This is a genomic window from Mycobacterium sp. 852002-40037_SCH5390672 (genome assembly GCF_001665875.1).
Taxonomy (GTDB): Bacteria; Actinomycetota; Actinomycetes; order Mycobacteriales; family Mycobacteriaceae; genus Mycobacterium.
Genome location: NZ_LZTA01000067.1, coordinates 58664 through 81523 on the forward strand (window position 1 = coordinate 58664; position 22860 = coordinate 81523).

Here is a 22860-nt window from a genome sequence, read left to right on the forward strand (position 1 = left end):
GCCGCCTAGCGCTGGGTGGGTCGCAGCACCACCTCGTGGACGTGCCCGTCGGGCGGGGTGGCCACCGCATGAGCGACCGCGGCCGCGACCGTCTCGGGCTTCAAAAAGTTGGCGGGGTCATACGTGCCGCCCTCGAACTCGACGAGTTCTCGCTGCATGTCGCTGTCGGTTCGGCCCGGATAGATCGTCGTCACCCGCAACTCCGGTTCGGCACTGCGCAGCGAGTCCGCGAAGGCGCGCAGCGCGAACTTACTGGCCGAATACGAAGCCATACCCCGCGAAGCGTCGCGGCCCGCACCGGAGTTGATGAACACCACCTGGCCGCGCGCCCGTCGCAGCGCCGGCAGCAGCGCCAGGGTAAGTTCCACCGGTCCAAAGACGTTCACGGCGAACGTGGCACGCCATTCGTCGACGTTGGAGTCGGCGACGCTGCCGGGTATGGCCAATCCCGCGTTGTGCACCAGTACGTCGAGTTCGTCCACGATTTCGCAGGTGGCTTCGATATCGCCGGAGTCGGTGAGGTCCAGTGGAAACGTGGTGGCGCCGAGCCGCTCTGCGACAGCGTCGAGCCGATCGGATGGTCGGCCGGCCAGCAGCAGGGTGTGCGTGGGGGCCAGCGCCGCGGCGATTGCCGAACCGATACCGCCGCCGGCGCCGGTGATGAGTGCATTGGGCATGCCCTGCAGCTTACCGACCTCGCAAGCGCAGGCGAAAACTGTTGAAGCGCTGGCCTTTTCAGGCTTCTTTGCGTGCAGGTGGCACGCCGGCAGGTCCGGAGACGGGGTCACCGGAGGCCAGTCGTTCCAGCGGCGCCAGCGCCTGCGTCAGGGTGTTGAGGTCCGACGCCGGGAGCTGGCTCAGCATCGCGGCCAGGGAAGCGCGTCGATTGGCCAGCGACTCACCGTGAACGGCCCGCCCCCGGGGGGTGATGTCCACGAGCACCGCACGCAGGTCGGAGGGGTCGCGGGAACGCTTGACCAGCCCGACCTTCTCCAACCGGCGGATCGCCACGGTTGTGGTGGGCGTCCGCACCCGTTCGTGTGCGGCGAGATCGGTCATCCGGATCGGGCCCTGGTCGAGCAGGGTGACCAGAATCGACAACTGCGCCAGGGTCAGCTCCCCGGCCGCCGCGCCGCTGGGGTCGCCACGGCGCAGAATCGCAAACAATTTGGACAGCGCTCGATGCAAACCTTCGGCGAGCTCGGCTACCTCGGCCGGGTTCGATTCGCTGTCTGCCATAAATCGGGAGTCTATCCCGATATGAGGTGCTTACAAGGGAGCTATTGCCACTAGTTAGTGGAGATCAAAGCACTTGGGACAAAAACCGCTGCAGCCGTTCGGTCTCTGCCGCTTCGAATATCTCCTCAGGAGGGCCCCATTCCACGACCTTGCCGTGATCCATAAACACGACGGCGTCGGATGCGGACCGTGCGAAGCCCATTTCGTGGGTCACCACAACCATTGTCATGCCGTCGGCGCCAAGGTCGGCAATGAGTTGCAGTATTCCCTTGACCATTTCGGGATCCAGCGCCGAGGTCGCCTCGTCGAAAAACATCACCTGTGGCGCCATTGCCAGCGCGCGGGCAATAGCCACTCGCTGTTGTTGGCCGCCCGACAACATGCTCGGGCGGGCACCGGCCTTGTGCTTCAGGCCAACTCGGTCCAACTGTGTCATCGCCAGGTCGCGGGCTTGGTCGGCCTGCAGACGCCGCAACTTTCGTGGTGCCATCGCCACGTTGTCCAGCACGCTGCGGTGCGGGAAGAGGTTGAAATGCTGGAACACCATGCCGATACGCTGGCGCAGCTCGTCGGGATCGTCGCGCAGCACCGATTGGCCATCCAGCAGAATGTCGCCGCTGTCAGGCTCATACAAGCGGTTCAGGGTGCGCAGCAGTGTCGACTTGCCCGAGCCGGATGGCCCGATGATCGCCACGGTGCTGCCCGCGGGTGCCTCGATGTCGACGCCGCGCAGCACCTTGCTTCCACCCAGGGTTTGGTGAATGTCTTTGGCCGCCAGCGACACTGACGCACGCCCATGGATAACGGAGGTCACGTGATTTCCTGGCCGAATGTCGTGGCAAGCATGTCGGCGTCGTCCTCTCCCGCGGCGGCGCGGCGTCCGCGGCGAAGCCGGGTGTCGATGTAGTTGACCAAATGCGTTAGCGGGATGGTCAATAGCAGGTAGAAGAGACCGGCGGCCACCAACGGCGACAAGCTCCCGGTCTGTGCGTTGAGATCTCGTCCCACCTGGAACAGTTCTCGCTGATCGGCGATCAGGCCGAGGAAGTAAACCAGCGCGGAGGCCTTCAACAGCCCGATCGCCTGATTGACCAGGGCGGGGAGCACGCGGCGGATTCCCTGCGGTACCACCACCAGGCGCATCGCGGTGACATAGCTGAAGCCGAGCGCCCGGGAGGCTTCCAGTTGTCCGGGGTCGACGCTTTGAATTCCGGAGCGCAGAATCTCGCCGATGTAGGCGGCGGCCATCAATCCGAGTGCGGCAATGCCGAGCGGATAGGGATTTTTGTTGGTCAACCCACTGACCAATGGGCCGATGCCCATCCCGATGAGCAAGATGATCACCACTTCAGGCAGGCCGCGAAAGATGTCGGTGTATACCCGCGCCGGCCAGCGCAGCCAGCGCCGGTGCGAGATGCCGGCCATCGCCAGCACCATTCCGAACGCCAGGCCGATCACCAGGGCACTGTTGGTCAGGATCAAGGTATTGGGCAGCCCGGTGGTGAACAGAATCGGGATGGCTTGTCGGTACATGTCCCAGTCGAAGAAGGAATCACCCAGCTGGGCCAGTGGTGATTTCGGGGCGGGCGGGCCCGCCGGCGAACGGTGCTGTTTCGCGATGGCGGCGAAGTCCGGCAACTTCGGAATGGGCGCGGCTTTGGAGCCGGGTTTCCAGCCGGGCGGCATTGTCCGCGGCACCCACTGGGTGTACAGGTGCGCCCAGGTGCCGTCGGCAATGACGGCGTCCAACCCGGAATTGAGCGCGTCAATCAACGGTGTATTGCCTCGAGCAACCGCATAAGCCACGAAATTGCCTGGGCTGTAGGTGTTCGCGGTGACCACCGCCGGATCACCGGGGCGAATGACGGTCGCTGCGAGCGTCCCCGGCGCCACCCACGCATCGATCTGACGGGACTTGAGGCTCGCGTACAAGGTGGCAAAGCCGGGATATTTCACGGGTTGCAGATGCAATACGTCGACGACGTACGACTCCTCGACGGTGCCTTGCACGACGCCGATGCGCTGGCCTGCCGCGAGGTCGCTGAATTTGTGGATCGTCGAACCAGGCGGCACCACCAGCGAATAGAAGCCGAAGTCGTAGCCGTTCGTGAAAGAAACCGTGTGCCGACGGGCGTCGGTGGCTTTCACCGCCGCCGAGCCGACGTCGAAGCGCCGGGACGCCACCTGGGCGAGCAACGCGGAAAAGTCGGTGCTGACGAAGCGGACTTGCAGACCCAGTTTGTCGGCGATGGCCCGCAGCAGTTGGTTGTCGAAGCCGCTGAATTCGCCGGTGGGATTGATGCAGATGTTGGGTGGGGCGTCCGACAGCGTGCCGACCGTCAGGACTCCCGGCACGCCGAGGCCCAAGGCGCCGACGTCGACGGCGCTGAGCGGCTCGACGGACGCCGTTGTGTCGCGGTCATCCTCGCCGGTGGTCGGGTTCTCGGTCAGATCCTTGGGCAGGGACCTGGCGCTGTCTACCCCCGCGGGGGCACATTGATTCCAGTCGGCGGCCGCCGGGGCAACCGGTCCACCCAGCGAGATGCCGCACACCATCAGGACTGTCGCGGCCAGGCCGAATGCCCTTCCGCGGTGCTTGGTGTGCCGGCCCACGCGCGAACTCATCAGTGTCACCGTAACGACTGAACGGCGACACGGCCCCTTCAGCGTCGGTTCAAAGGGCCAATGATGCTTCGCCGCAGATCGTATCCGCGTCGGCGATTATCTCCAGCGGGCCCGAAACGATCCGGGATTCGTCGTCGGGTGGGGTGAAGACCCGCCGCCGGTACAGTTCGGCAAGCATGGTCTGGGCCATCAGATAGGAGCGGTCGATGCACGCCGCCCGCGCGGCTACGGAGTCGCGCCGGTGTATCGCCGACGTCTCGTCTTCGTAGAAGGGCAGCATCTCGTCGCGCCCGCTCTGATAGGTCGTCCAAAAGAGGCGTGGAATCAGATTCTGCGAGGCGCGGATGGTGGCGTGGAGCCGCGGTCCGGCGTACTCGTCGTTGAGCGTGCGCCGGTATTCGGCGGCGAGGTCGGTGAAGGCGCGCGAATCCTTGGCCGTGCGCAGCGAGCGCATGAGCGTATCGAGCTGTCCCAAGATCCGCGGCGTGGGATTGGTGGCCGCGCGTGCGGACGCAGTCCCATTGAGCAGTCCGTCGAGCTCGTGGTGCTCGAGAACGGTGGCTTCGTCGAACCGCTCGACGAAGGCGCCCCGGTGGTAACGCGTGGACACAATGCCGTCGTGTTCGAGCTGGACCAGCGCTTCTTGGATCGGGACCCGGCTGACTCCCAGGACCAGCGCAATTTCGTTGCGGTCGACGCGGTCCCCGCTGCGCAGCTTTCCAGTCAGCAACAGGTGGAGGATATGCGAAACAACCAGGTCCTTTTCTTTGACCCCGTATTTCTTCGGCATCTTTTCGTTGAGTCTCTTTCACACCCGGTGCGGCCATCTAGCGCTGCGAGTTTCTCACGAATTGATGCGTGCGTTTAGGTATTCGGCCAATGAACCTGACCCAAATGTGGCGGGGCCGTTTAACGGCTATTGCGCCACTTGCACAGAGCCTCGGCGGCGGTCAGGTCGTAGTCCGGACCGTTGACGCCGACGGTCAACAGCGTCACGCCCAGCGCGGCGAGGCCTTCGGCGTTCGCGATTAACCCGTCGAGGCCCTCGCCACGGCGGACACCGCTGTTGTTCTCAACGCCGGCGGATCTCTCGATGGTGGACGGGTCGCGCCCGACGGCGGCGCAATGTTCATCCAGCACGGCCGCCGCGGCCGGATAGGTCTCGACCGTGGTGAAGCCGTGCCAGATGTCGCCGTATTCGGCGACCATTCGCAGTGTCTTTCGCGGGCCCTTGCCGCCGATCAGGATTGGAAGGTCGCGGGTGGGAGCGGGGTTCAGTTTGCCCAGCCGCTCTTTGATCCGGGGCAGTGCGGTCGCCAGGTCGTCCAGGCGACTGCCGACGGTACCGAATTCGTAGCCGTACTCGTCGTAGTCCTTTTGTTTCCAGCCCGAACCGATGCCCAGGATGAGTCGGCCGTCGCAGATGTGGTCGACGGTGCGAGCCATATCGGCCAGCAACTCAGGATTGCGGTAAGAGTTGCACGTCACCAGCGCGCCGATATGAATGCGCGACGTCTGCTCGGCCCAGGCCCCGAGCATCGTCCAGCATTCGAAATGCGCGCCGTCGGGATCGCCATAGAGCGGGAAGAAATGATCCCAGTTGAAGGCGATGTCGACACCGATGTCCTCGCAGCGGCGCACGGCGTCGCGGATCTGGCTGTACTGCGGAGCGTGTTGCGGCTGTAACTGGACACCGATACGGATCGGAAAGTTAGCAGTCATGGGCGTCGCTCCTCATCGCTTCGCTCTGCACCGTCGTCGACGCGGGTCATGTCCCCACCGTAGGCTCAGCGTGCGTCAAGCACCCCGCGCAGAATGTCGATCAGCGCGCGAGGCTGGTCGCTTTGCACGGAATGACCCGAATTCTCCACTACGTGCGCGGAGCGGAAATGCTTTGCGCGACGGCCGAGCTCGGCCGTGTCCTCGTCGCTGACGAAGCCAGATGAGCCACCGCGCACCAGGGTCACGGGTGCGGACAAGGCGTCGACGTCGTCCCACAGGCTGGCGAAGTCGGGGAAGGTGCGGATGGCGTCGTAGCGCCACGTCCATTGGCCGTTGTCCAGCTTGCGCGAGTTGTGGAACACCCCGCGGCGCAGTGCCTTTACCTCGCGGTGCGGCGCCGCGGCGACCGTCAAGTCGAGCATGGCCTGGAAGTTGGGGAACTCGCGTTCCCCGTGCATCAGCGCCACGGTGCCCTGTTGCTCCTTGGTCATCTCGGAATGCCGTTGCAGCGCCGACGGGGTGACGTCGATCAGCACAAGCTCGTTGACCAGTTCGGGTGCCACCGCGCCCAGCCGGATCGCGGTCAACCCGCCCAGCGACATGCCAACGACGAGGTCGGCCGATGCCGCGTGTTCGCGCAGGATCGGCAGCAAGGTGTCGGCGTTGTGCTGAGGCGAGTAGTCGCCGTCCTCGCGCCAGGCGGAGTGGCCGTGGCCGGGAAGGTCGACCGCCAGCGCGGGCTCACCAAGGCCGACGATGATGGTGTCCCAGGTGTGCGCGTTCTGCCCGCCGCCGTGCACGAACACGATCCGAGGGGCAGTGCTGCCCCAGCGCAGCGCGCTGATTTTGCTTTCGCCCGTGCCGGACTCGACGCGCTCGACGTCGGGCAGCGGACCGGAGACCCCGGCCTGCTCTGCGTTTTCGGACAGCAGCGAGAATTCGGACAGCCCGGCCAGTTCGTCTTCGGAGATCTCGGTCACGACCTTTGACCCTAGACCTGGCGTCTAGTGGCGATCGCAAGCGCGGCGTAACCGGGCGCAGCGGGTCGCCACCACCGGCCTAGAGGACATAGCGGCGGCGAATGCCATGGAAGCGTTCCCACATCGCGGCGACGCGCTCCGGTGCACTCACCATGGCGGTTTCTGCCGGCAGGGCGTCGGGCAGTTCGTCGTGCTTGACCACCCGGGTGTCCAGCACGACGGGTTCGCCCTCGAGCATGTGCCGGTAGGTCAGGTTGCCGCGTTCGAAGCCCTGAGTGTCCAACCAGTTGTGCACGCCGGGATCACGGTGAGCCATAACCAGACGGATGCGTCCGTCGTGATCGATTTTCGTGCGGCTCGGCGTATAGCTCACCGGGCGATACAAGTAATCCATGCTGTTGAAGAAGACACCCATGTTGGTGAACATCCACAGTCCGTCGTGGGCGTCGAATTCGACGATCAGCGCCTCATCGGCCGCCAGCTCCCAGTACATGTTGGCGGCGGCTCGGCCGCGCTTGTTGTCGGCGTCGGTCGCCCCGACGCACGGGAACGTGTTCGGGTGCTCGGCGTCGACGCCCCCGTAGTTGAACGGGAATTCGGGCCAATCAGACATCAGGCCGGTGACGAAATCACCGGCCCAGCGCATCGCCGCGATCATGTCGGCCGGGGTGGGCAACGGCTTGGGGGAGGCCATGTCGATGCGTTCGATGCGCATCTGCGCCGGCGACTCGTCCCAGCGGTCAAAACCCTGACGGATGAACAGTTTTCGTGACTCCGACGTGGTGGGCAGCCAGTTCGGCCCGCGTTCGGGCCCGCCGAGGTACAGCTCGAATTCACCATCCTTACCGATATTGAGTTGACGGCCGAGCAGATTGGCCTGCGGTGTGTCACCGAACGGTTCGTGCAGCACGCCCGGCCCGGGTGTGCGTCGCCCTTGCACGGTCACGTTGAAAAAGCGCGAGGTACCACGGACGCCGGTGAGCCGGTATGTCGACTGTCCGTCGATCCACGCCTGTTGATAGGTGAAATCGGCGCAGTCTCCGCCGAGTTTGCGGGTCGGGCCGCAGAAGGTGTGCAGCACCGGGTAACCGGTGTCGCGGGTTTCGAGGGCCAGGTCGAAAGTCTGGCCGAGGTTCTGGGTGAGAAACCGGTAGGCGTCAACGCGCTGCAATGCGGCGGCAGGGTTGGCGTCCTTGAAGACTCGCTCGCCCGCGCGCTGCAGCTGGGAGCAGAATTCGATCCATGCTGATTGCAGCGTCGCGTCGTCGGCGCCGTCACCGAAACCCATTGTCACGCACCCAATCTCTGCAGCATCGCTCCGACGACATCGCAGGCGCGTCGCGCGGATTGCAGGCGACCTTCCGCCTCGATGCGGGGACCGATCAATTCCAGGTCGAACCCGTGCGCATAGCCACCGGCCAGCGCTTGCGCGACGAACGCTTCGAGCGGAATCGCGCCGTCGCCGGGCACCGCCCGACCCGGAAGCGCCCGGTCACCCAGCACGTAATCGCTGAGCTGAATGAGTTCGGTTCGAGGCAAGGCCCGCTGCACCATCGCTTCGAAATCACCCTCCGCCCAGCAGTGGAACAGCTCGATACAGATACCGAGCCCGCTCACCTCGGCCAGCGTGATGGTATCGCGCAGCGTGTGGGCGAAATGGATGTCGGCGTAAAGGCTCGAGGCGTTCTCGATTGCCAGCGCCACGCCCGCCCGCTTCGCGTGCCCGACGCAAGGAGCGATCATCGCGCTGAAGCGCTCGGCGGCTTGCGGCCAGGTCAGTGCGCCCCTACCGCCGGTCAGCATATAGACCACGCGCGCACCCACCAGCGCCGCGGCGTCGATCACCGGCAGCAGCGCGTCCCGCGCCGCGTCCGCCCCGGCGTCCAGCCGGCCCCCACCGAAGATATGGCACACCGCTTCGACGGTGTAGTCGTTACGCTGCAACAGTTCTGGGAAGCCCGGATCGAGCAGCTGGCTGTCCAGGATGCTCAGCCGTGAGACACCGAGTGCCGCCCAGTGTGCCTCCAGCGCGGCCAGCGGTTCGCCGTAGAACGTGACGTTGTGCACCGACAACCGTTTGTGTGCCGCCACCATGTCAGCCGCGGTTCTCGATCTCGACACCGAATCGCTCACGGAACGCCCGGAATTCGGCGTGCAGCGCGTCGAGGTCTTCGCCGATGTCGGTGAGCAGTTGGGTGGAGTAGCGGAACTTGCCATGGCGGTCGCCGGGATTGTCGGCCAGATAGGCGCGCATCGCGGCTTCTGCTTCGTGCGTCAGGTGGCGCCCGGCGAAGGCATAGTAGCGCTGCACCGTCCCCACCTGATCGGCGATGAAGTCGGTGTAGCGCAGGTGCAGAATCCGTGGATCGTCGACCAGGGGATTGGTCATCGTGTTGGCGATGCTGGAGCGCGTCAACTCCAGATGCGTCTTCGCCAAGGCATGCAGGTCGACGGGACCGACCATGCCCTCGGCGATGTCGGCCATCATCATGGTGCGCGACGCGGCGACCTGAACCGGGTCGCGGTGCAACCAGACCAGGGTGGCATCGGGATAGGTCTCGAACATCTCCTGGAGCCGGAATCCGTGAAAACCCTTCAGCACCCAGTACTTTCGGGGACGGCTGTATTGCAGTTGTTGCAGCATGGCCTTGTGCAACCGGTATTGTGCTGCCGGGTCGGTGGCCAGACCGCCGACCAGCGATTGCATGGGTACCCGCCACCACGCGGTGGGGGTCATCACCCGAAAGTCGAACGCCCAGGTCCGTTCGTCTTCGGGAAGGCCGTCGCCCAGCATGTCGTTGTAGGGGTGGCTGTGCAGCCACTTCGGCATCTTGGCGTTGATCTCACGCCAATCGGCATCGGCCCGGGCCCGGCGGTCGTCGTCGGGTGCGGCCAGGCCCGGGGGCGGAGACGGATACATCACCTCCCAGAACCGCAACGCCCGAGCTTGCGGGTCGACGGACATCAGGGCGTGCATAAGCGTTGTCCCCGAACGGGGTTCGCCGGTGACAAACATCGGGGATTCGATCGCTTCGGCGCCGATCGGGTAGCGGTTGCGGTCCTCGATGAGTTCAAGACGCGACGTCAGCAGCCAACGACACGCCTGCGCGGCTTCGAAACGGCCATCGGCGTCCATGCCGAGGCCGTTCAGGTGATCGACGGCAACGGTGAAGCGTTCGGGCAGTGTGGGGTCGCCGTAGTCGCGTAATCCGGTCTCCGCCTCGGCGGCGGCGAGCATCTCGGCGGCGTCCAAACGTGTTGTCACGACAGGTCTCCACATAACCGCACGAGTTCATCCTCGGCCGCACGGACGTTCGCCGCCGAAGCCTGTGCGTATTTCAAACCGGCCATGGCGCCGTAGTCGAGAATCTTGGGCACGCGCAGGCCGGCGTCCACATACGTCTTGACGATTTTGGCGACCTCTTTCGGTGTGCCATGGGGTACGACGGCCAGGACCATCTCGGGCCGCACGTTGTCCAGAAACTCCACGATCCGTTCTCGGGTGAGAACGGCCGGGTCGATGTCCTGGAATCCCCGCCAGTTGTCGCCCATCGGGTGTGCAAAGCCGAAGTCGTGCAGCGTCTTCGCAGAGACCTGTAACAGAAAGGCCTTGACCAGGGGAGCCTGCAGGATCTCGGCGAGGGCGTCGCCGTCGTCACCGATCAGACACACCTGGATGAAGCACGGCGTGATCGCCAGCGGATCGCGGCCGGCGCGATCTGCGGATGCGCGCACCGCGGAGAGCATCTGGGCGTAATGCTCTGGAGTCCAGGCGCCCGCCGGCCACCACCCGTCGGCATACCGGCCCGCGATGTCGAGCATCCGCGGGCCGCTACCGCCGATCCAAATCGGCGGTAGCCGTCCCTCGTAGGGCTCGGTGTCCAACCGGGCATGGTGCAGCGAATAGAACTTGCCGTCGAAGTCGACCGGGCCATCGCTGCGCCATAACAACTGGATCACCGCCAGCGCTTCCTCGAACCGGCTGACCGAACGCGAGAAGTCGAAGCCGTAGGGCAGCGTGTTTTCGCTCTCGCCGCTGCCCAGCCCGAGGATGAAACGTCCCTTGGACAGGTGATCGATGGTCAACGCCGTCTGCGCGAGCAGCACGGGATGGCGGCGCACGGTATCCACCACGGCGCTGGCCAAAGGGACCCGCTCGGTCAGCACGGCCGCCGCGGCCGCTACCGCGAGGCCGTCCAGGTGGCGGTGCGGTGATGGGGAAGCGGTGGCCAGGTCGGTGAACTCGGGAGTCCAGATCGAGTCCGGCCAGAAGCTGACCATGTGATCGGGCAGCCAGACGGAGTGGTACCGACCGCTGTCGAGTGCTGCGAGTCCGGACAGGTCAAGGGGGAGCGTCGTGCGGAGGAACGCCGCGGGTTGAACGGTCATCGAGACATGATGCTAAGCACCTGCACAGCATCATGTCGACGATTTAGCCGGACGAGAGCCCACGAGCGTAACGCTGTGGCGAATTCCAGCCGTGAAAATCGCCCTGGCGTTACGCTCGCGGGTCAAAAACGGGGTGTACCTAACCGATGATGAACTCTTCGAGCTGGGTGCGCGCGATGTCGTCGGGCAACTGCTGCGGCGGGCTCTTCATCAGGTAGGCCGACGCAGGGATCACCGGGCCGCCGATGCCGCGGTCCTTGGCGATCTTGGCGGCGCGCACCGCGTCGATGATGACGCCCGCGGAGTTGGGCGAGTCCCAGACCTCGAGCTTGTACTCCAGATTCAGCGGCACGTCACCGAAGGCGCGGCCCTCGAGCCGCACGTAGGCCCACTTGCGGTCGTCGAGCCAGCCGACGTGGTCGGACGGACCGATGTGCACGTCCTTGGTCTTGAACTCGCGCTGCAGGTTGGAGGTCACGGCCTGCGTCTTGGAGATCTTCTTGGACTCCAGCCGCTCGCGCTCGAGCATGTTGAGGAAGTCCATGTTGCCGCCGACGTTGAGCTGCATGGTGCGGTCCAACTGCACGCCGCGATCCTCGAACAGCTTGGCCATCACGCGGTGGGTGATGGTCGCCCCGACCTGGCTCTTGATGTCGTCGCCGACGATCGGGACGCCCGCGTCGGCGAACTTCTTGGCCCACACCGGGTCGGAGGCGATGAACACGGGCAGCGCATTGACGAAGGCCACGCCGGCGTCGATGCAGCACTGCGCGTAGAACTTGTCGGCCTCCTCGGAGCCCACCGGCAGGTAGGACACCAACACGTCGACGTTGGCTTCGCGCAGCGCACGGACCACATCGACGGGCTCGGCGTCGGACACCTCGATGGTGTCGGCATAGTACTTACCGATGCCGTCCAGCGTCGGGCCGCGCTGCACCGTCACGTTGGTCGGCGGCACGTCGGCGATCTTGATCGTGTTGTTCTCCGACGCGTAGATCGCCTCCGACAGGTCGAAACCGACCTTCTTGGCGTCGACGTCGAACGCGGCGACGAACTTCACGTCGCGAACGTGGTACTGGCCGAACTTCACGTGCATCAGGCCGGGCACGGTGCTGTTCGCGTCGGCGTCGTAGTAGTACTGGACGCCCTGAACCAGCGAAGACGCGCAGTTACCGACGCCGACAATGGCGACTCGTACCTCCGTCGACGCCTGTGGCGCGTTCTTCTCACTCATATGGGCGTTCTCCTAACCTCTAACCTCTGACTGGGATGCTGGGTCGTGCAGGGGTTTACGTTTGCTCGGAAAGGCCGGGCATGGCCCGCTCCGCAGCAATGAGCTCGTTGAGCCACTTGACTTCGCGCTCACTGGACTCGAGCCCCAATTGATGAAGCTGGCGGGTGTAGCGGTCGAAGGAGCTACTGGCCCGCGCAACGGCGTCGCGCAGACCTTCCCGCCGTTCCTCGACCTGACGGCGGCGACCTTCCAGAATGCGCATCCGCGCCTCTGCCGGAGTCCGGTTGAAGAAGGCCAGGTGGACCCCAAAGCCGTCGTCGGTGTAGTTGTGGGGACCGGTGTCGGCCACCAGCTCACCGAAGCGCCCGCGGCCCTCATCGGTCAGCTGGTAGACGCGCCGGGCCCGCCGGACCGGCGTCCCGGCCGGGGCGGCGTTCTCGGCGATCAACCCTTCGGCCTGCATGCGCCGCAGGGCCGGGTAGAGCGATCCGTACGAAAACGCCCGGAACGCACCGAGTAGGCCGGTCAGCCGTTTGCGCAACTCGTAGCCGTGCATGGGCGATTCGATCAGGAGACCCAGGATGGCAAGCTCCAGCATCGATTCACCTCCTTGAAAAATCTGCATGGCTGGTTACGACGGTTCGACGCCTCGCGCAATCGTATCGTCTCGATATATTAGCCACAACACCACTAACCGTTGGTTTGCAGTTCGTCACAGTGCGGGGGGTGTGAATTACGCCGGGGGACGGTCCTTTACATGGGCAGACTCATCTGCTTGACGGTGCCGTCGCCCGAAGGGGATCTAGCCGCCTCCTTAATCGCCGGCGACGTGCAGCGACAGCGAGCGCACACCCGCAGTGGCTGGCTCGGTTCCCGGCTCGGCGATCAGGTGCGGGGTTTTAGCGTCGGACGGCTTCGCGTGCAGGGTCGGTTTGGCGCGTAAACCACCGTTGCTCACCCGGCACGGACCGCCACGGATTCGGTTGCGTATCACTGCTCGGGATGGCGACGTACTCTGGTGGGCGTGCGACTGCAGCGACAAGTGGTGGATTACGCGCTCCGGCGGCGCTCACTGCTGGCCGAGGTCTACTCGGGCCGCACCGGCGTGACGGAGGTTTGTGACGCGAACCCGTATCTGCTGCGCGCCGCCAAGTTTCACGGGAAACCGAGCCAGGTCATGTGCCCGATCTGCCGCAAGGAGCAGCTGACGCTGGTGTCGTGGGTGTTCGGCGAACACCTGGGTGCGGTCTCGGGCTCGGCGCGCACAGCGGAAGAATTGGTGATGTTGGCAACCCGGTTCGACGAGTTCGCCGTCCACGTGGTGGAGGTGTGCCGGACCTGCAGCTGGAACCATCTCGTCAAGTCATATGTGCTCGGTGCGGCGCGCACGGCACCTCCTCCCAGGGGCACCGGACGCACGCGGACGGCGCGCAACAACGCCCGCACGGCCATTGAATAACGAAGGACGCCACAGCCAGTCGTCCGGCGACCAACGTGGGCCAGCGACTGAGCATGTCGGCAATCAGAGTTCTCGCGAGCGTCCGGACCTCGACCGTCCGGACGCCGATCCTCGCGCTCCCGAACGACGGGATACGGCACCGGCGTCCAATCGTCGCCGTCAGGCTCCACCCGACGATCGTCTGACCACGATCCTGCCGCCCGTCAAAGATGGCCGGGCGCCCCGACGCTCCGATCCCATCGACGAAGTCAAAGCCGCCCTGGCCGGTCCGCCGTCGACGCCCTTACGGCGCGACGCGCTCGACGAGGTCAAGGCCGCACTGGACAGCCGCGGGCCGACGTCCGGCCGGCACGAGCGGGCGCGTCTCGGCGGTGGTCCGCCCGGTGGACCGCCCCCACCGCCCCGGCGGCCCGGAGGCTCGGGCGGACCCGGCGGTCCCGGCGGGCGACCCCTCCCCCCGTGGCGCGACTGGGCGTGGACCGAGCAGGTCAACTGGCTTTGGGTGCGGCGAGCGGCCTACCTCTGCGCGGCGGTGCTGGTGCTCTTGCCCATCGTCACGTTCGCGATGGCGTACTTCATCGTCGACATTCCCAAGCCGGGTGACCTTCGCACCAACCAGGTTTCGACCATCCTGGCCAGCGACGGCTCGGAGATCGCCAAAATCATCCCGCCGGAAGGCAATCGGGTCGACGTCAACATCAACCAAGTTCCCGTGCACGTGCGCCAGGCGGTGATCGCCGCCGAAGACCGCAATTTCTACTCGAACCCCGGGTTCGATTTCAGCGGCTTCGTGCGCGCGGTGGACAACAACCTCTTCGGCAGCGGCGACCTGCAGGGAGGGTCGACGATCACGCAGCAGTACGTGAAAAACGCGCTGGTGGGTTCGGCGCAGCACGGGATCAGCGGCCTGATGCGCAAGGCCAAAGAACTGGTCATCGCCACCAAGATGTCGGGGGAGTGGTCGAAAGACGATGTGCTGCAGGCCTATCTGAACATCATCTACTTCGGGCGGGGCGCCTACGGGATTTCAGCCGCCGCCAAGGCCTACTTCAACAAGCCCGTCGAGCAGCTCACGGTCTCCGAGGGCGCACTGCTGGCGGCGCTCATCCGGCGGCCCTCCTCGCTCGACCCGGCGGTCGATCCGCAGGGCGCCCGTGCGCGCTGGGCGTGGGTGCTCGACGGCATGGTGGAAACCAAGGCGCTGTCTCCGAGTGACCGTTCCGCGCAGCAGTTCCCACCGACTGTGCCGCCGGATCAGGCGCGGGCGCAGAACCAGACGACCGGGCCCAACGGGCTGATCGAACGTCAGGTGACCAAAGAGTTGATGGAGCTGTTCAACATCGACGAGCGGACGCTGAACACCCAGGGCCTGCAGGTCACCACGACCATCGATCCGAAGGCCCAGCAGGCGGCGGAGAAGGCGGTGTCGAAGTATCTCGACGGCCAAGACCCCGATATGCGCTCGGCCGCCGTCTCGGTCGACCCGCACGACGGCGCGATCCGTGCGTACTTCGGTGGCACCGATGCCAACGGGTTCGACTTCGCTCAGGCCGGCCTACAGACCGGGTCGTCGTTCAAGGTCTTCTGCCTGATTGCCGCGCTCGAGCAGGGGATCGGCCTCGGCTTCCAGATAGACAGCTCGCCCCTGACGGTCGACGGCATCAAGATCACCAACGTCGAGGGCGAGAGCTGCGGGACCTGCAACATCGCCCAGGCGCTAAAGATGTCGTTGAACACCTCCTACTACCGGCTGATGCTCAAGCTCAAGGGCGGTCCCCAGGCCGTCGCCGACGCGGCGCACCAGGCCGGCGTCGCGACCAGCTTCCCCGGTGTGGACCACACCCTGTCCGAGGACGGCAAGGGCGGACCACCCAACAACGGAGTTGTGCTGGGCCAGTATCAAACCCGAGTGTTCGACATGGCCTCGGCGTATGCCACGCTGGCGGCCTCCGGCGTCTATCACCGTCCGCACTTCGTGCAAAAGGTCGTCAATTCCGACGGCCAGGTCCTGTTCGACGCCGCCAACTCCGACAACAAGACCGAGCAACGCATCCCCAAGGCCGTCGCCGACAACACCACCGCGGCCATGGTCCCGATCGCCAGCTATTCACGCGGCCACGCCCTGGCCGGCGGTCGGCCGTCGGCGGCCAAGACCGGGACCACCCAGCTCGGTGACACCACCTCGAACAAGGACGCCTGGATGGTGGGCTACACGCCGTCGCTGTCGACGGCGGTGTGGGTGGGCACGGCCAAAGGCGACAGCCCGCTGGTAACGGCTTCGGGCGGACCGGTTTACGGCTCGGGCCTGCCGTCGGACATCTGGAAGTCCACTATGGACGGCGCGCTCAAGGGCACCTCCAACGAATCCTTCCCCAAGCCGACCGAGATCGGCGGCTACGCGGGTGTGCCCGTTGCGCCGCCACCGCCCCCGCCGCCCTCAGAGACCGTCATCCAGCCCACCATCGAAGTGGCGCCCGGCATCACCATCCCGGTCGGTCCGCCCACCACGATCACATTGGCGCCACCCGCGCCCGGTGGTCCGCCGGGTGGTCCGGAGCAGGGCGGCCCGCCTGGTGGCCAGCCGGGTGGTGGCTTTCCGCCGGGTGGTGGCGTTCCGCCGGGTGGGCTCCAAGCCCCGCCACCGCCACCGTGACCGGCGCCGCGGAACACGGCGCCACCACCTCACCACAGCGGCTGGCCGCGGATCTGCGTAGCGCCGACAACCGAGATTGCCCGAGCCGCACCGACTTTCTGGGCGCCGCGCTCGCCGACGTCGTCGGGGGACCGGTGGGTCGGCACGCGCTGATCGGCCGCTCTCGGCTGATGACCCCGGTGCGGGTCATGTTTTTGATCGCGCTGGTGTTCCTGGCGCTGGGCTGGTCGACGAAGGCGGCCTGTCTGCAAAGTACCGGCACCGGGCCCGGCGATCAGCGCGTGGCCAACTGGGACAATCAACGCGCCTACTACGAGTTGTGCTACTCCGACACCGTGCCGCTCTACGGCGCAGAGTTGTTGAGCCAGGGCAAGTTTCCCTACAAGTCGAGCTGGGTCGAGACCGACTCCACCGGCGCCCAGCAGATCCGCTACGACGGCAAGCCCGCGGTGCGCTACATGGAATATCCGGTGCTGACCGGGGTCTATCAGTACGTGTCGATGGCGCTGGCCAAGACCTACACCGCGCTGAGCAAGCTCGCCCCGCTTCCGGTGGTCGCCGAGGTGGTGATGTTCTTCAACGTCGCGGCATTCGGGCTGGCGCTGGCCTGGCTGGCCACCGTCTGGGCGAGCGCCGGCCTGGCCGGGCGGCGGATCTGGGATGCCGCACTGGTGGCCGGCTCGCCGATATTGATTTTCCAGATTTTCACCAATTTCGACGCCCTGGCAACGGCTTTCGCGATGGCCGGGCTATTGGCCTGGGCGCGACGAAAACCGGTGCTGGCCGGTGTGCTGATCGGATTGGGGGCCGCCGCGAAGCTGTATCCGTTGCTGTTCCTGGGTCCGATGCTGCTGCTCGGAATTCGGACCGGACGTCTGCGTGCGTGGTGCCGCACCGCGGTGGCGGCCGGGGTGACCTGGCTGTTGGTGAACCTGCCCGTGATGGTGTTCTTTCCACGCGGATGGTCGGAGTTCTTCCGGCTCAATACGCGACGCGGCGACGACATGGATTCGCTGTACAACGTCATCAAATCGTTCACCGGCTGGCGGGGTTTCGATCCCAAGCTCGGATTCTGGCAGCCGCCGACAGTACTCAACACCGTTGTCGCGGTGTCGTTTTTGGCGTGTTGTGCGGCGATCGCGTTCATCGCTTTGACCGCTCCACAACGGCCGCGGGTGGCGCAGCTGGTGTTCTTGGTGGTCGTGGCTTTCCTGCTGACCAACAAGGTGTGGAGTCCGCAGTTCTCGCTGTGGCTGGTGCCGCTGGCGGTGCTTGCACTGCCGCATCGCCGGCTGTTGCTGGCGTGGATGACCGTCGACGCGCTGGTATGGGTGCCACGGATGTATTACCTCTACGGCAACCCCAACCGCTCGCTGCCGGAGCAGTTCTTCACCACGACGGTGCTGCTGCGGGACGTCGCGGTGATCGCCTTGTGCGCGTTGGTGATTCGCCAGATATACCGGCCCGGTGAAGACTTGGTGCGATGGGGCGGACGGGTGGACGATCCGGCGGGCGGCCCCTTCGACCACGCGCCTGACGCCCCACCCGGGTGGTTGCCGGACTGGTTGCGGCCGGTTGGGTCGCGCCGCTCGACTATCCCGGCATCCGACAGCGTCGACGAGCGACCCGCGGTGGCAAGCGGGGCGCCATGACCCGCGTCGACGACGATGATGCCGGCGTAGCCGGGATCGGAGGAGTGGCGCCGTGACCCAGGTTGCGATCCCGATCTTCCCGCGATTCACCGCACTCGACGCGGTGGGCCCGTACGAGGTGCTGCAACGCATTCCGTCAATCGACGTCGTGTTCGTCGGGCATTACCGCGGCGAGGTGCGGACCGAGAACGGCATGCTCGGTGTCAGCTGCGACGCGACCTTCGACGAGGTGGACGCACCCGATGTGGTGGTGTTCCCCGGCGGCATCGGCACGCGACAGCTGATTCACGACGAGGCCATCCGGGCGTGGCTGCAAGGGGTGCACCCCAACACCAGGTTCACCACCTCGGTGTGCACCGGTGCCCTGCTGCTCGCTGCGGCCGGACTGTTGGACGGGCTCACCGCCACCACCCATTGGCGCGCCGCTGAGTTACTCAACGGCCTGGGCGCCCGCTACGTGCCGGAACGAGTCGTCGAACACCTGCCGCATCGGGTCATCACCGCCGCCGGCGTGTCCAGCGGCATCGACATGGCTTTACGTCTGGTGGAACTGCTCGTCGATCGCGAGGCCGCACAGGCGGCTCAGCTGCTCATCGAATACGACCCGCAGCCACCCTTCGACTCGGGCACGCTCGCCAAGGCCGATGCCGCGACGGTGGCGAGGGCCGACGAATACTTGGCTGGCCGGCAATAGCGAGGTTGCCCCAGGGGCCGGATTTTTCTGGTCAGCCCGGTATCCGGTAGCCTGATGCGGTTGCCGACGCAGGCGACTCTCCTGCCACGGATCGACCGTGGCCGCACAGACCAGAGGAGGTGGTGAGGTTTCCATGCGTCCATACGAAATCATGGTCATTCTTGACCCCACGCTCGACGAGCGCACCGTTGCCCCGTCCTTGGAGACGTTCCTTAACGTCGTCCGCAAGGATGGTGGATCCGTCGACAAGGTTGATATCTGGGGCCGGCGCCGTCTGGCCTACGAGATCGCCAAGCACGCCGAAGGCATCTACGTCGTCGTCGACCTGAAGGCCGAGCCGGCGACGGTATCCGAGCTCGATCGCCAGCTGAGCCTCAACGAGTCAGTACTGCGCACCAAGGTGATGCGCACCGACAAGCACTAACAGCCTTGGCTGCGTCGCGTGCTTCTCGTCGGCGCACTTGCTTAGGCTGTGGAGAGTTCAGCGAAAGTACGCTCATGACATCCACCACCCGAGCGGCGGACCCAGGAGGAAATTGTGGCTGGTGACACCACTATCACGGTTGTCGGAAACCTGACCGCCGACCCCGAATTGCGGTTCACGCCGTCGGGTGCCGCCGTCGCGAACTTCACCGTGGCGTCAACACCTCGGATCTATGACCGTCAGAGCGGGGAATGGAAAGACGGTGAGGCGCTGTTCCTGCGGTGCAACATCTGGCGGGAGGCCGCCGAGAACGTCGCCGAAAGCCTGACCCGCGGGTCCCGGGTGATCGTCACCGGCCGGCTCAAGCAGCGTTCCTTCGAGACCCGCGAAGGTGAGAAGCGCACCGTCTTCGAGGTCGAGGTCGACGAGATCGGCCCCTCGCTGCGGTATGCCACAGCCAAGGTCAACAAGGCCAGCCGCAGCAGCGGTGGCGGTGGGGGCGGCTTCGGCGGTGGTGGTGGCGGCGGTGGCGGATCTCGCCAGCAGGCGGCGCCGGCGAGCAGTGCACCGGCTGACGACCCGTGGGGCAGCGCCCCGGCGTCGGGATCGTTCGCCGGCGGAGACGACGAACCGCCGTTCTAACCAAGACTTCAGCAGTAGGAAACGAAAAGAAAGACAGACATGGCCAAGTCCAACAAGCGGCGTCCGGCTCCGGAAAAGCCGATCAAGGCGCGTAAATGTGTCTTCTGCTCGAAAAAGGGACAAACGATCGACTACAAGGACACGGCGTTGCTGCGCACGTACATCAGTGAGCGCGGCAAGATCCGCGCGCGCCGCGTCACCGGCAACTGCGTGCAGCACCAACGCGACGTCGCGATCGCGGTGAAGAACGCCCGCGAGGTGGCGCTGCTGCCCTTTACCTCCTCGGCGCGATAGTCGCCGCAGGCCTACCGAAAGTACGAAACGATGAAGCTGATTCTGACGGCTGACGTCGACCACCTTGGTTCCGTCGGCGACACTGTCGAGGTCAAGGACGGTTACGGCCGCAACTTCCTGCTCCCCCGCGGTTTGGCGATCGTGGCCTCACGCGGCGCACAGAAGCAGGCGGAAGATATCCGCCGGTCCCGCGAAACCAAGGCGGTCCGCGACCTCGGGCACGCCAATGAACTCAAGACGGCGATCGAGGGGCTCGGCCCCGTCCCGCTGCCGGTGAAGACCGCGGCGGATTCCGGAAAGTTGTTCGGCTCGGTGACCGCCAGTGACGTCGTCGCGGCGATCAAGAAGGCCGGCGGGCCCAACCTGGACAAACGGATCGTGCGGCTGCCCAAATCGCACATCAAAGCCGTCGGGACCCACCCGGTGGCGGTGCACCTGCACCCCGAGGTCGACGTCGAGGTCGCGCTCGAGGTCGTCGCGCAGAGCTAAGCACCCGACATTTGCTCGTTCCCGGCGGTGGCCATGATCGGCCGCCGCCGGGTTTCGTTGTGCTGGGCGAACCCGGCTGCACTCCGCTGCCAAGGATCGCGGACGCGCTCCCCGGCGAACTATTTCTGGTGTGCATTCCTCCAGTGCGCTTTACCGGCCCGTAACGCAGGGAAAATACGGCGGAAAGCCAACACGCCCGGGGCGGTAACCTGGCCCGACACGCCGTAGAGATTCTTGTCCACACGGTTTCCATGGCGTTGTATGGCCGGTATCTGCACTGATGTCCTAGCCCTTTGCATTAATCCACAGGTTCTCCACACCCCGCTCAACACAGGTGTCGATGGATATGCACACACGATCCACAGCTTCATGAACAGCACCCCCTTTGCCTACTAGGCAGCAACGTTTAACGTCGTCCCGGCGCCGGGCGTGCGGGTGCTATCGGGCGAAGGTTGTCAGCACCTTGACTTACGCTCAACGCCGACTGTCGAATGTATGTTCGGATACGTGAGTTAAGGGGAGGAGGGAATCCGTGGCGGTCGTCGATGACCTGACGTCGGGCATGGATTCCTCGGTGCCCAGTGAGGACTTCGGACGGCAGCCACCGCAGGACATGGCGGCCGAGCAGGCGGTGCTGGGCGGCATGCTGCTGAGCAAGGATGCCATCGCCGATGTGCTCGAACGGCTGCGGCCCAGCGACTTTTATCGTCCTGCCCATCAGAACGTCTACGACGCGATCCTGGACCTTTACGGGCGGGGTGAGCCGGCCGACGCGGTGACGGTCGCCGCGGAACTGGACCGCCGGAACTTGCTCCGCCGGATCGGCGGTGCACCGTATCTGCACACGCTGATCTCGACGGTGCCGACCGCGGCCAACGCGGGCTACTACGCGACCATCGTGGCCGAGAAGGCGCTCCTGCGTCGCCTGGTAGAGGCCGGCACAAGGGTCGTGCAGTACGGCTACGCGGGCGCCGAGGGCGCTGACGTGGCCGAGGTCGTCGACCGCGCGCAAGCGGAGATCTACGAGGTCGCCGAGCGCCGGACGTCGGAGGATTTCGTTCCGCTCGAGGATCTGCTGCAGCCGACCATGGACGAGATCGACGCCATCGCCTCCAACGGCGGCGTCGCGCGGGGCGTGCCGACCGGTTTTACCGAACTCGACGAGGTGACCAACGGCTTGCATGCCGGGCAGATGATCATCGTCGCGGCCAGGCCCGGTGTCGGGAAATCGACGCTGGGATTGGATTTTTTGCGGTCGTGCTCGATCAAACACCGAATGGCCAGCGTCATCTTCTCGCTGGAGATGAGCAAGTCCGAGATCGTCATGCGGTTGCTGTCAGCGGAGGCCAAAATCAAACTCGCCGACATGCGGTCCGGCCGCATGAGCGACGAAGACTGGACGCGGCTGGCGCGGCGGATGAGCGAAATCAGCGAGGCGCCACTGTATATCGACGACTCGCCCAACCTGACGATGATGGAGATCCGTGCCAAGGCGCGCAGGCTGCGGCAGAAGGCCGACCTGCGTCTGGTCGTTGTCGACTATCTACAGCTGATGTCGTCGGGAAAGAAAGTTGAGTCGCGGCAGCTAGAGGTATCCGAATTCTCGCGCCATCTCAAGCTTTTGGCCAAGGAGCTCGAGGTTCCCGTCGTCGCGATCAGCCAGCTCAACCGCGGTCCCGAGCAGCGCACCGACAAGAAGCCGATGCTGTCCGACCTTCGTGAGTCGGGATCGCTGGAGCAGGATGCCGACATGGTGATCCTGCTGAACCGGCCGGACGCGTTCGAACGCGACGATCCGCGCGGGGGAGAGGCGGATTTCATTCTCGCCAAACACCGCAACGGTCCGACCAAGACCGTGACCGTCGCGCACCAGCTGCACCTGTCGCGCTTCACCAACATGGCGCGGTAGGACCAGCCGCGTGTGTAGGTTCCCATCCAAGGTGGCGGAATTCCCATCTTCGTGACGTAGAAACGGCGGATCCGCCACAAAGATGGGAATCTCGTTAGCTGGCCTAAGTATCGGCCGTTCCTTTGGCGGTACCCACTGGCTTTCGGCCGTAAGTTATTGGACTCACGAAGTGCGTTGTACACCAGGGACTTTGCCGTCTCCTTGGTCGCCGATGAAGTGGATCTGATTGGAAAGCACCGCGTCGAACGCGGTGCTCTGCGCGCCCGCCCCGGTCAGTGGATCGCTCCACATATCCTGCACGTGCTCAACGTGTTTGGTGTCGGCGTCGAGCTTCTTGACGACCTGGTCGTAGTAGGCGTGCGCGTCGGCACCCAGGGAATTTTGGCCCTCGAGGACGATCATGACCGAGCTGTTCGATTTGTACTCGTTGAATATCGCGCCCATGCGCTTGGTCG

At 65.2% G+C, this 22860-nt stretch carries 22 protein-coding genes and 1 pseudogene; 9 read left to right on the top strand and 14 right to left on the bottom strand.

What is annotated here, in order from left to right:
* Nucleotides 1-5 precede the first annotated feature (5 nt).
* The 13 genes from A5782_RS10590 to A5782_RS10650 all read right to left on the bottom strand — a co-directional run bounded on the left by A5782_RS10590 (nt 6) and on the right by A5782_RS10650 (nt 12787).
* A complete protein-coding gene (locus tag A5782_RS10590) occupies nt 6-677 on the bottom strand; it encodes an SDR family oxidoreductase (protein ID WP_067099125.1) in 672 nt (223 codons plus the stop codon).
* Nucleotides 678-735: 58 nt separating this feature from the next.
* The gene (locus A5782_RS10595) at nt 736-1239 is read right to left on the bottom strand and encodes a MarR family winged helix-turn-helix transcriptional regulator (protein ID WP_067099128.1); all 504 of its coding nucleotides are present in this window, start codon (nt 1237-1239) and stop codon (nt 736-738) included.
* A 64-nt stretch (nt 1240-1303) separates the two neighbouring features.
* Nucleotides 1304-2041: an amino acid ABC transporter ATP-binding protein gene (locus A5782_RS10600; RefSeq protein WP_369815615.1), complete on the bottom strand. Its 738-nt coding sequence runs from the start codon at nt 2039-2041 to the stop codon at nt 1304-1306.
* 8 nt (nt 2042-2049) lie between these two features.
* Nucleotides 2050-3864: an ABC transporter substrate-binding protein/permease gene (locus tag A5782_RS10605; protein ID WP_067099133.1), complete on the bottom strand. Its 1815-nt coding sequence runs from the start codon at nt 3862-3864 to the stop codon at nt 2050-2052.
* A 49-nt stretch (nt 3865-3913) separates the two neighbouring features.
* A complete protein-coding gene (locus tag A5782_RS10610) occupies nt 3914-4654 on the bottom strand; it encodes a GntR family transcriptional regulator (protein WP_067099137.1) in 741 nt (246 codons plus the stop codon).
* Between the two features lie 119 nt (nt 4655-4773).
* The gene (locus A5782_RS10615; RefSeq protein WP_067099142.1) at nt 4774-5586 is read right to left on the bottom strand and encodes an LLM class F420-dependent oxidoreductase; all 813 of its coding nucleotides are present in this window, start codon (nt 5584-5586) and stop codon (nt 4774-4776) included.
* A gap of 65 nt (nt 5587-5651) precedes the next feature.
* Complete coding sequence (locus A5782_RS10620) at nt 5652-6566, bottom strand: alpha/beta fold hydrolase (RefSeq protein WP_067099144.1); 915 nt, start codon at nt 6564-6566, stop codon at nt 5652-5654.
* 79 nt (nt 6567-6645) lie between these two features.
* The gene (locus A5782_RS10625; RefSeq protein ID WP_067099147.1) at nt 6646-7854 is read right to left on the bottom strand and encodes a DUF1214 domain-containing protein; all 1209 of its coding nucleotides are present in this window, start codon (nt 7852-7854) and stop codon (nt 6646-6648) included.
* Between the two features lie 2 nt (nt 7855-7856).
* Nucleotides 7857-8660, bottom strand: a complete 804-nt coding sequence (locus A5782_RS10630) for a sugar phosphate isomerase/epimerase (protein WP_067099150.1) — start codon at nt 8658-8660, stop codon at nt 7857-7859.
* A 1-nt stretch (nt 8661) separates the two neighbouring features.
* Nucleotides 8662-9831 carry a sulfotransferase gene (locus A5782_RS10635; protein WP_067099152.1) on the bottom strand — a complete coding sequence of 390 codons (1170 nt, stop codon included), beginning with the start codon at nt 9829-9831 and terminating at the stop codon, nt 8662-8664.
* A complete protein-coding gene (locus A5782_RS10640) occupies nt 9828-10955 on the bottom strand; it encodes an LLM class flavin-dependent oxidoreductase (protein ID WP_067099155.1) in 1128 nt (375 codons plus the stop codon). The genes A5782_RS10635 and A5782_RS10640 overlap by 4 nt, the downstream gene beginning before the upstream one ends.
* A 139-nt stretch (nt 10956-11094) precedes the next feature.
* Nucleotides 11095-12189 (bottom strand): inositol-3-phosphate synthase, encoded by a 1095-nt coding sequence (locus A5782_RS10645; RefSeq protein WP_067099157.1) that lies wholly within the window; start codon nt 12187-12189, stop codon nt 11095-11097.
* A 55-nt stretch (nt 12190-12244) separates the two neighbouring features.
* Nucleotides 12245-12787, bottom strand: a complete 543-nt coding sequence (locus A5782_RS10650; protein ID WP_067099194.1) for a PadR family transcriptional regulator — start codon at nt 12785-12787, stop codon at nt 12245-12247.
* Between the two features lie 426 nt (nt 12788-13213).
* On the opposite strand from A5782_RS10650, the gene A5782_RS10655 reads away from it, so the two are divergent.
* The 9 genes from A5782_RS10655 (at nt 13214) to dnaB (ending at nt 22405) form a co-directional block, all read left to right on the top strand.
* Complete coding sequence (locus A5782_RS10655) at nt 13214-13648, top strand: DUF5318 domain-containing protein (RefSeq protein WP_067099196.1); 435 nt, start codon at nt 13214-13216, stop codon at nt 13646-13648.
* 181 nt (nt 13649-13829) lie between these two features.
* Nucleotides 13830-16301 (top strand): transglycosylase domain-containing protein, encoded by a 2472-nt coding sequence (locus A5782_RS10660; RefSeq protein WP_231986642.1) that lies wholly within the window; start codon nt 13830-13832, stop codon nt 16299-16301.
* Nucleotides 16298-17953, top strand: a complete 1656-nt coding sequence (locus tag A5782_RS10665; RefSeq protein ID WP_067099159.1) for a glycosyltransferase family 87 protein — start codon at nt 16298-16300, stop codon at nt 17951-17953. The genes A5782_RS10660 and A5782_RS10665 overlap by 4 nt, the downstream gene beginning before the upstream one ends.
* A gap of 52 nt (nt 17954-18005) precedes the next feature.
* Complete coding sequence (locus tag A5782_RS10670) at nt 18006-18647, top strand: DJ-1/PfpI family protein (protein WP_067099161.1); 642 nt, start codon at nt 18006-18008, stop codon at nt 18645-18647.
* A gap of 133 nt (nt 18648-18780) precedes the next feature.
* Entirely contained in the window at nt 18781-19071 is a 291-nt protein-coding gene (gene rpsF, locus A5782_RS10675) for a 30S ribosomal protein S6 (RefSeq protein ID WP_007771721.1), read from the top strand.
* A 114-nt stretch (nt 19072-19185) separates the two neighbouring features.
* Entirely contained in the window at nt 19186-19713 is a 528-nt protein-coding gene (locus A5782_RS10680) for a single-stranded DNA-binding protein (protein ID WP_067099163.1), read from the top strand.
* Nucleotides 19714-19752: 39 nt separating this feature from the next.
* The gene (rpsR, locus tag A5782_RS10685) at nt 19753-20007 is read left to right on the top strand and encodes a 30S ribosomal protein S18 (protein WP_067099165.1); all 255 of its coding nucleotides are present in this window, start codon (nt 19753-19755) and stop codon (nt 20005-20007) included.
* Nucleotides 20008-20037: 30 nt separating this feature from the next.
* The gene (gene rplI / locus A5782_RS10690) at nt 20038-20496 is read left to right on the top strand and encodes a 50S ribosomal protein L9 (RefSeq protein ID WP_067099168.1); all 459 of its coding nucleotides are present in this window, start codon (nt 20038-20040) and stop codon (nt 20494-20496) included.
* Between the two features lie 532 nt (nt 20497-21028).
* Nucleotides 21029-22405, top strand: a complete 1377-nt coding sequence (dnaB, locus tag A5782_RS10695; protein WP_067099171.1) for a replicative DNA helicase — start codon at nt 21029-21031, stop codon at nt 22403-22405.
* A 195-nt stretch (nt 22406-22600) separates the two neighbouring features.
* On the opposite strand, the pseudogene A5782_RS10700 reads toward dnaB, so the two are convergent.
* Nucleotides 22601-22860, bottom strand: a pseudogene (locus tag A5782_RS10700) (MMPL family transporter); the annotation flags it as partial.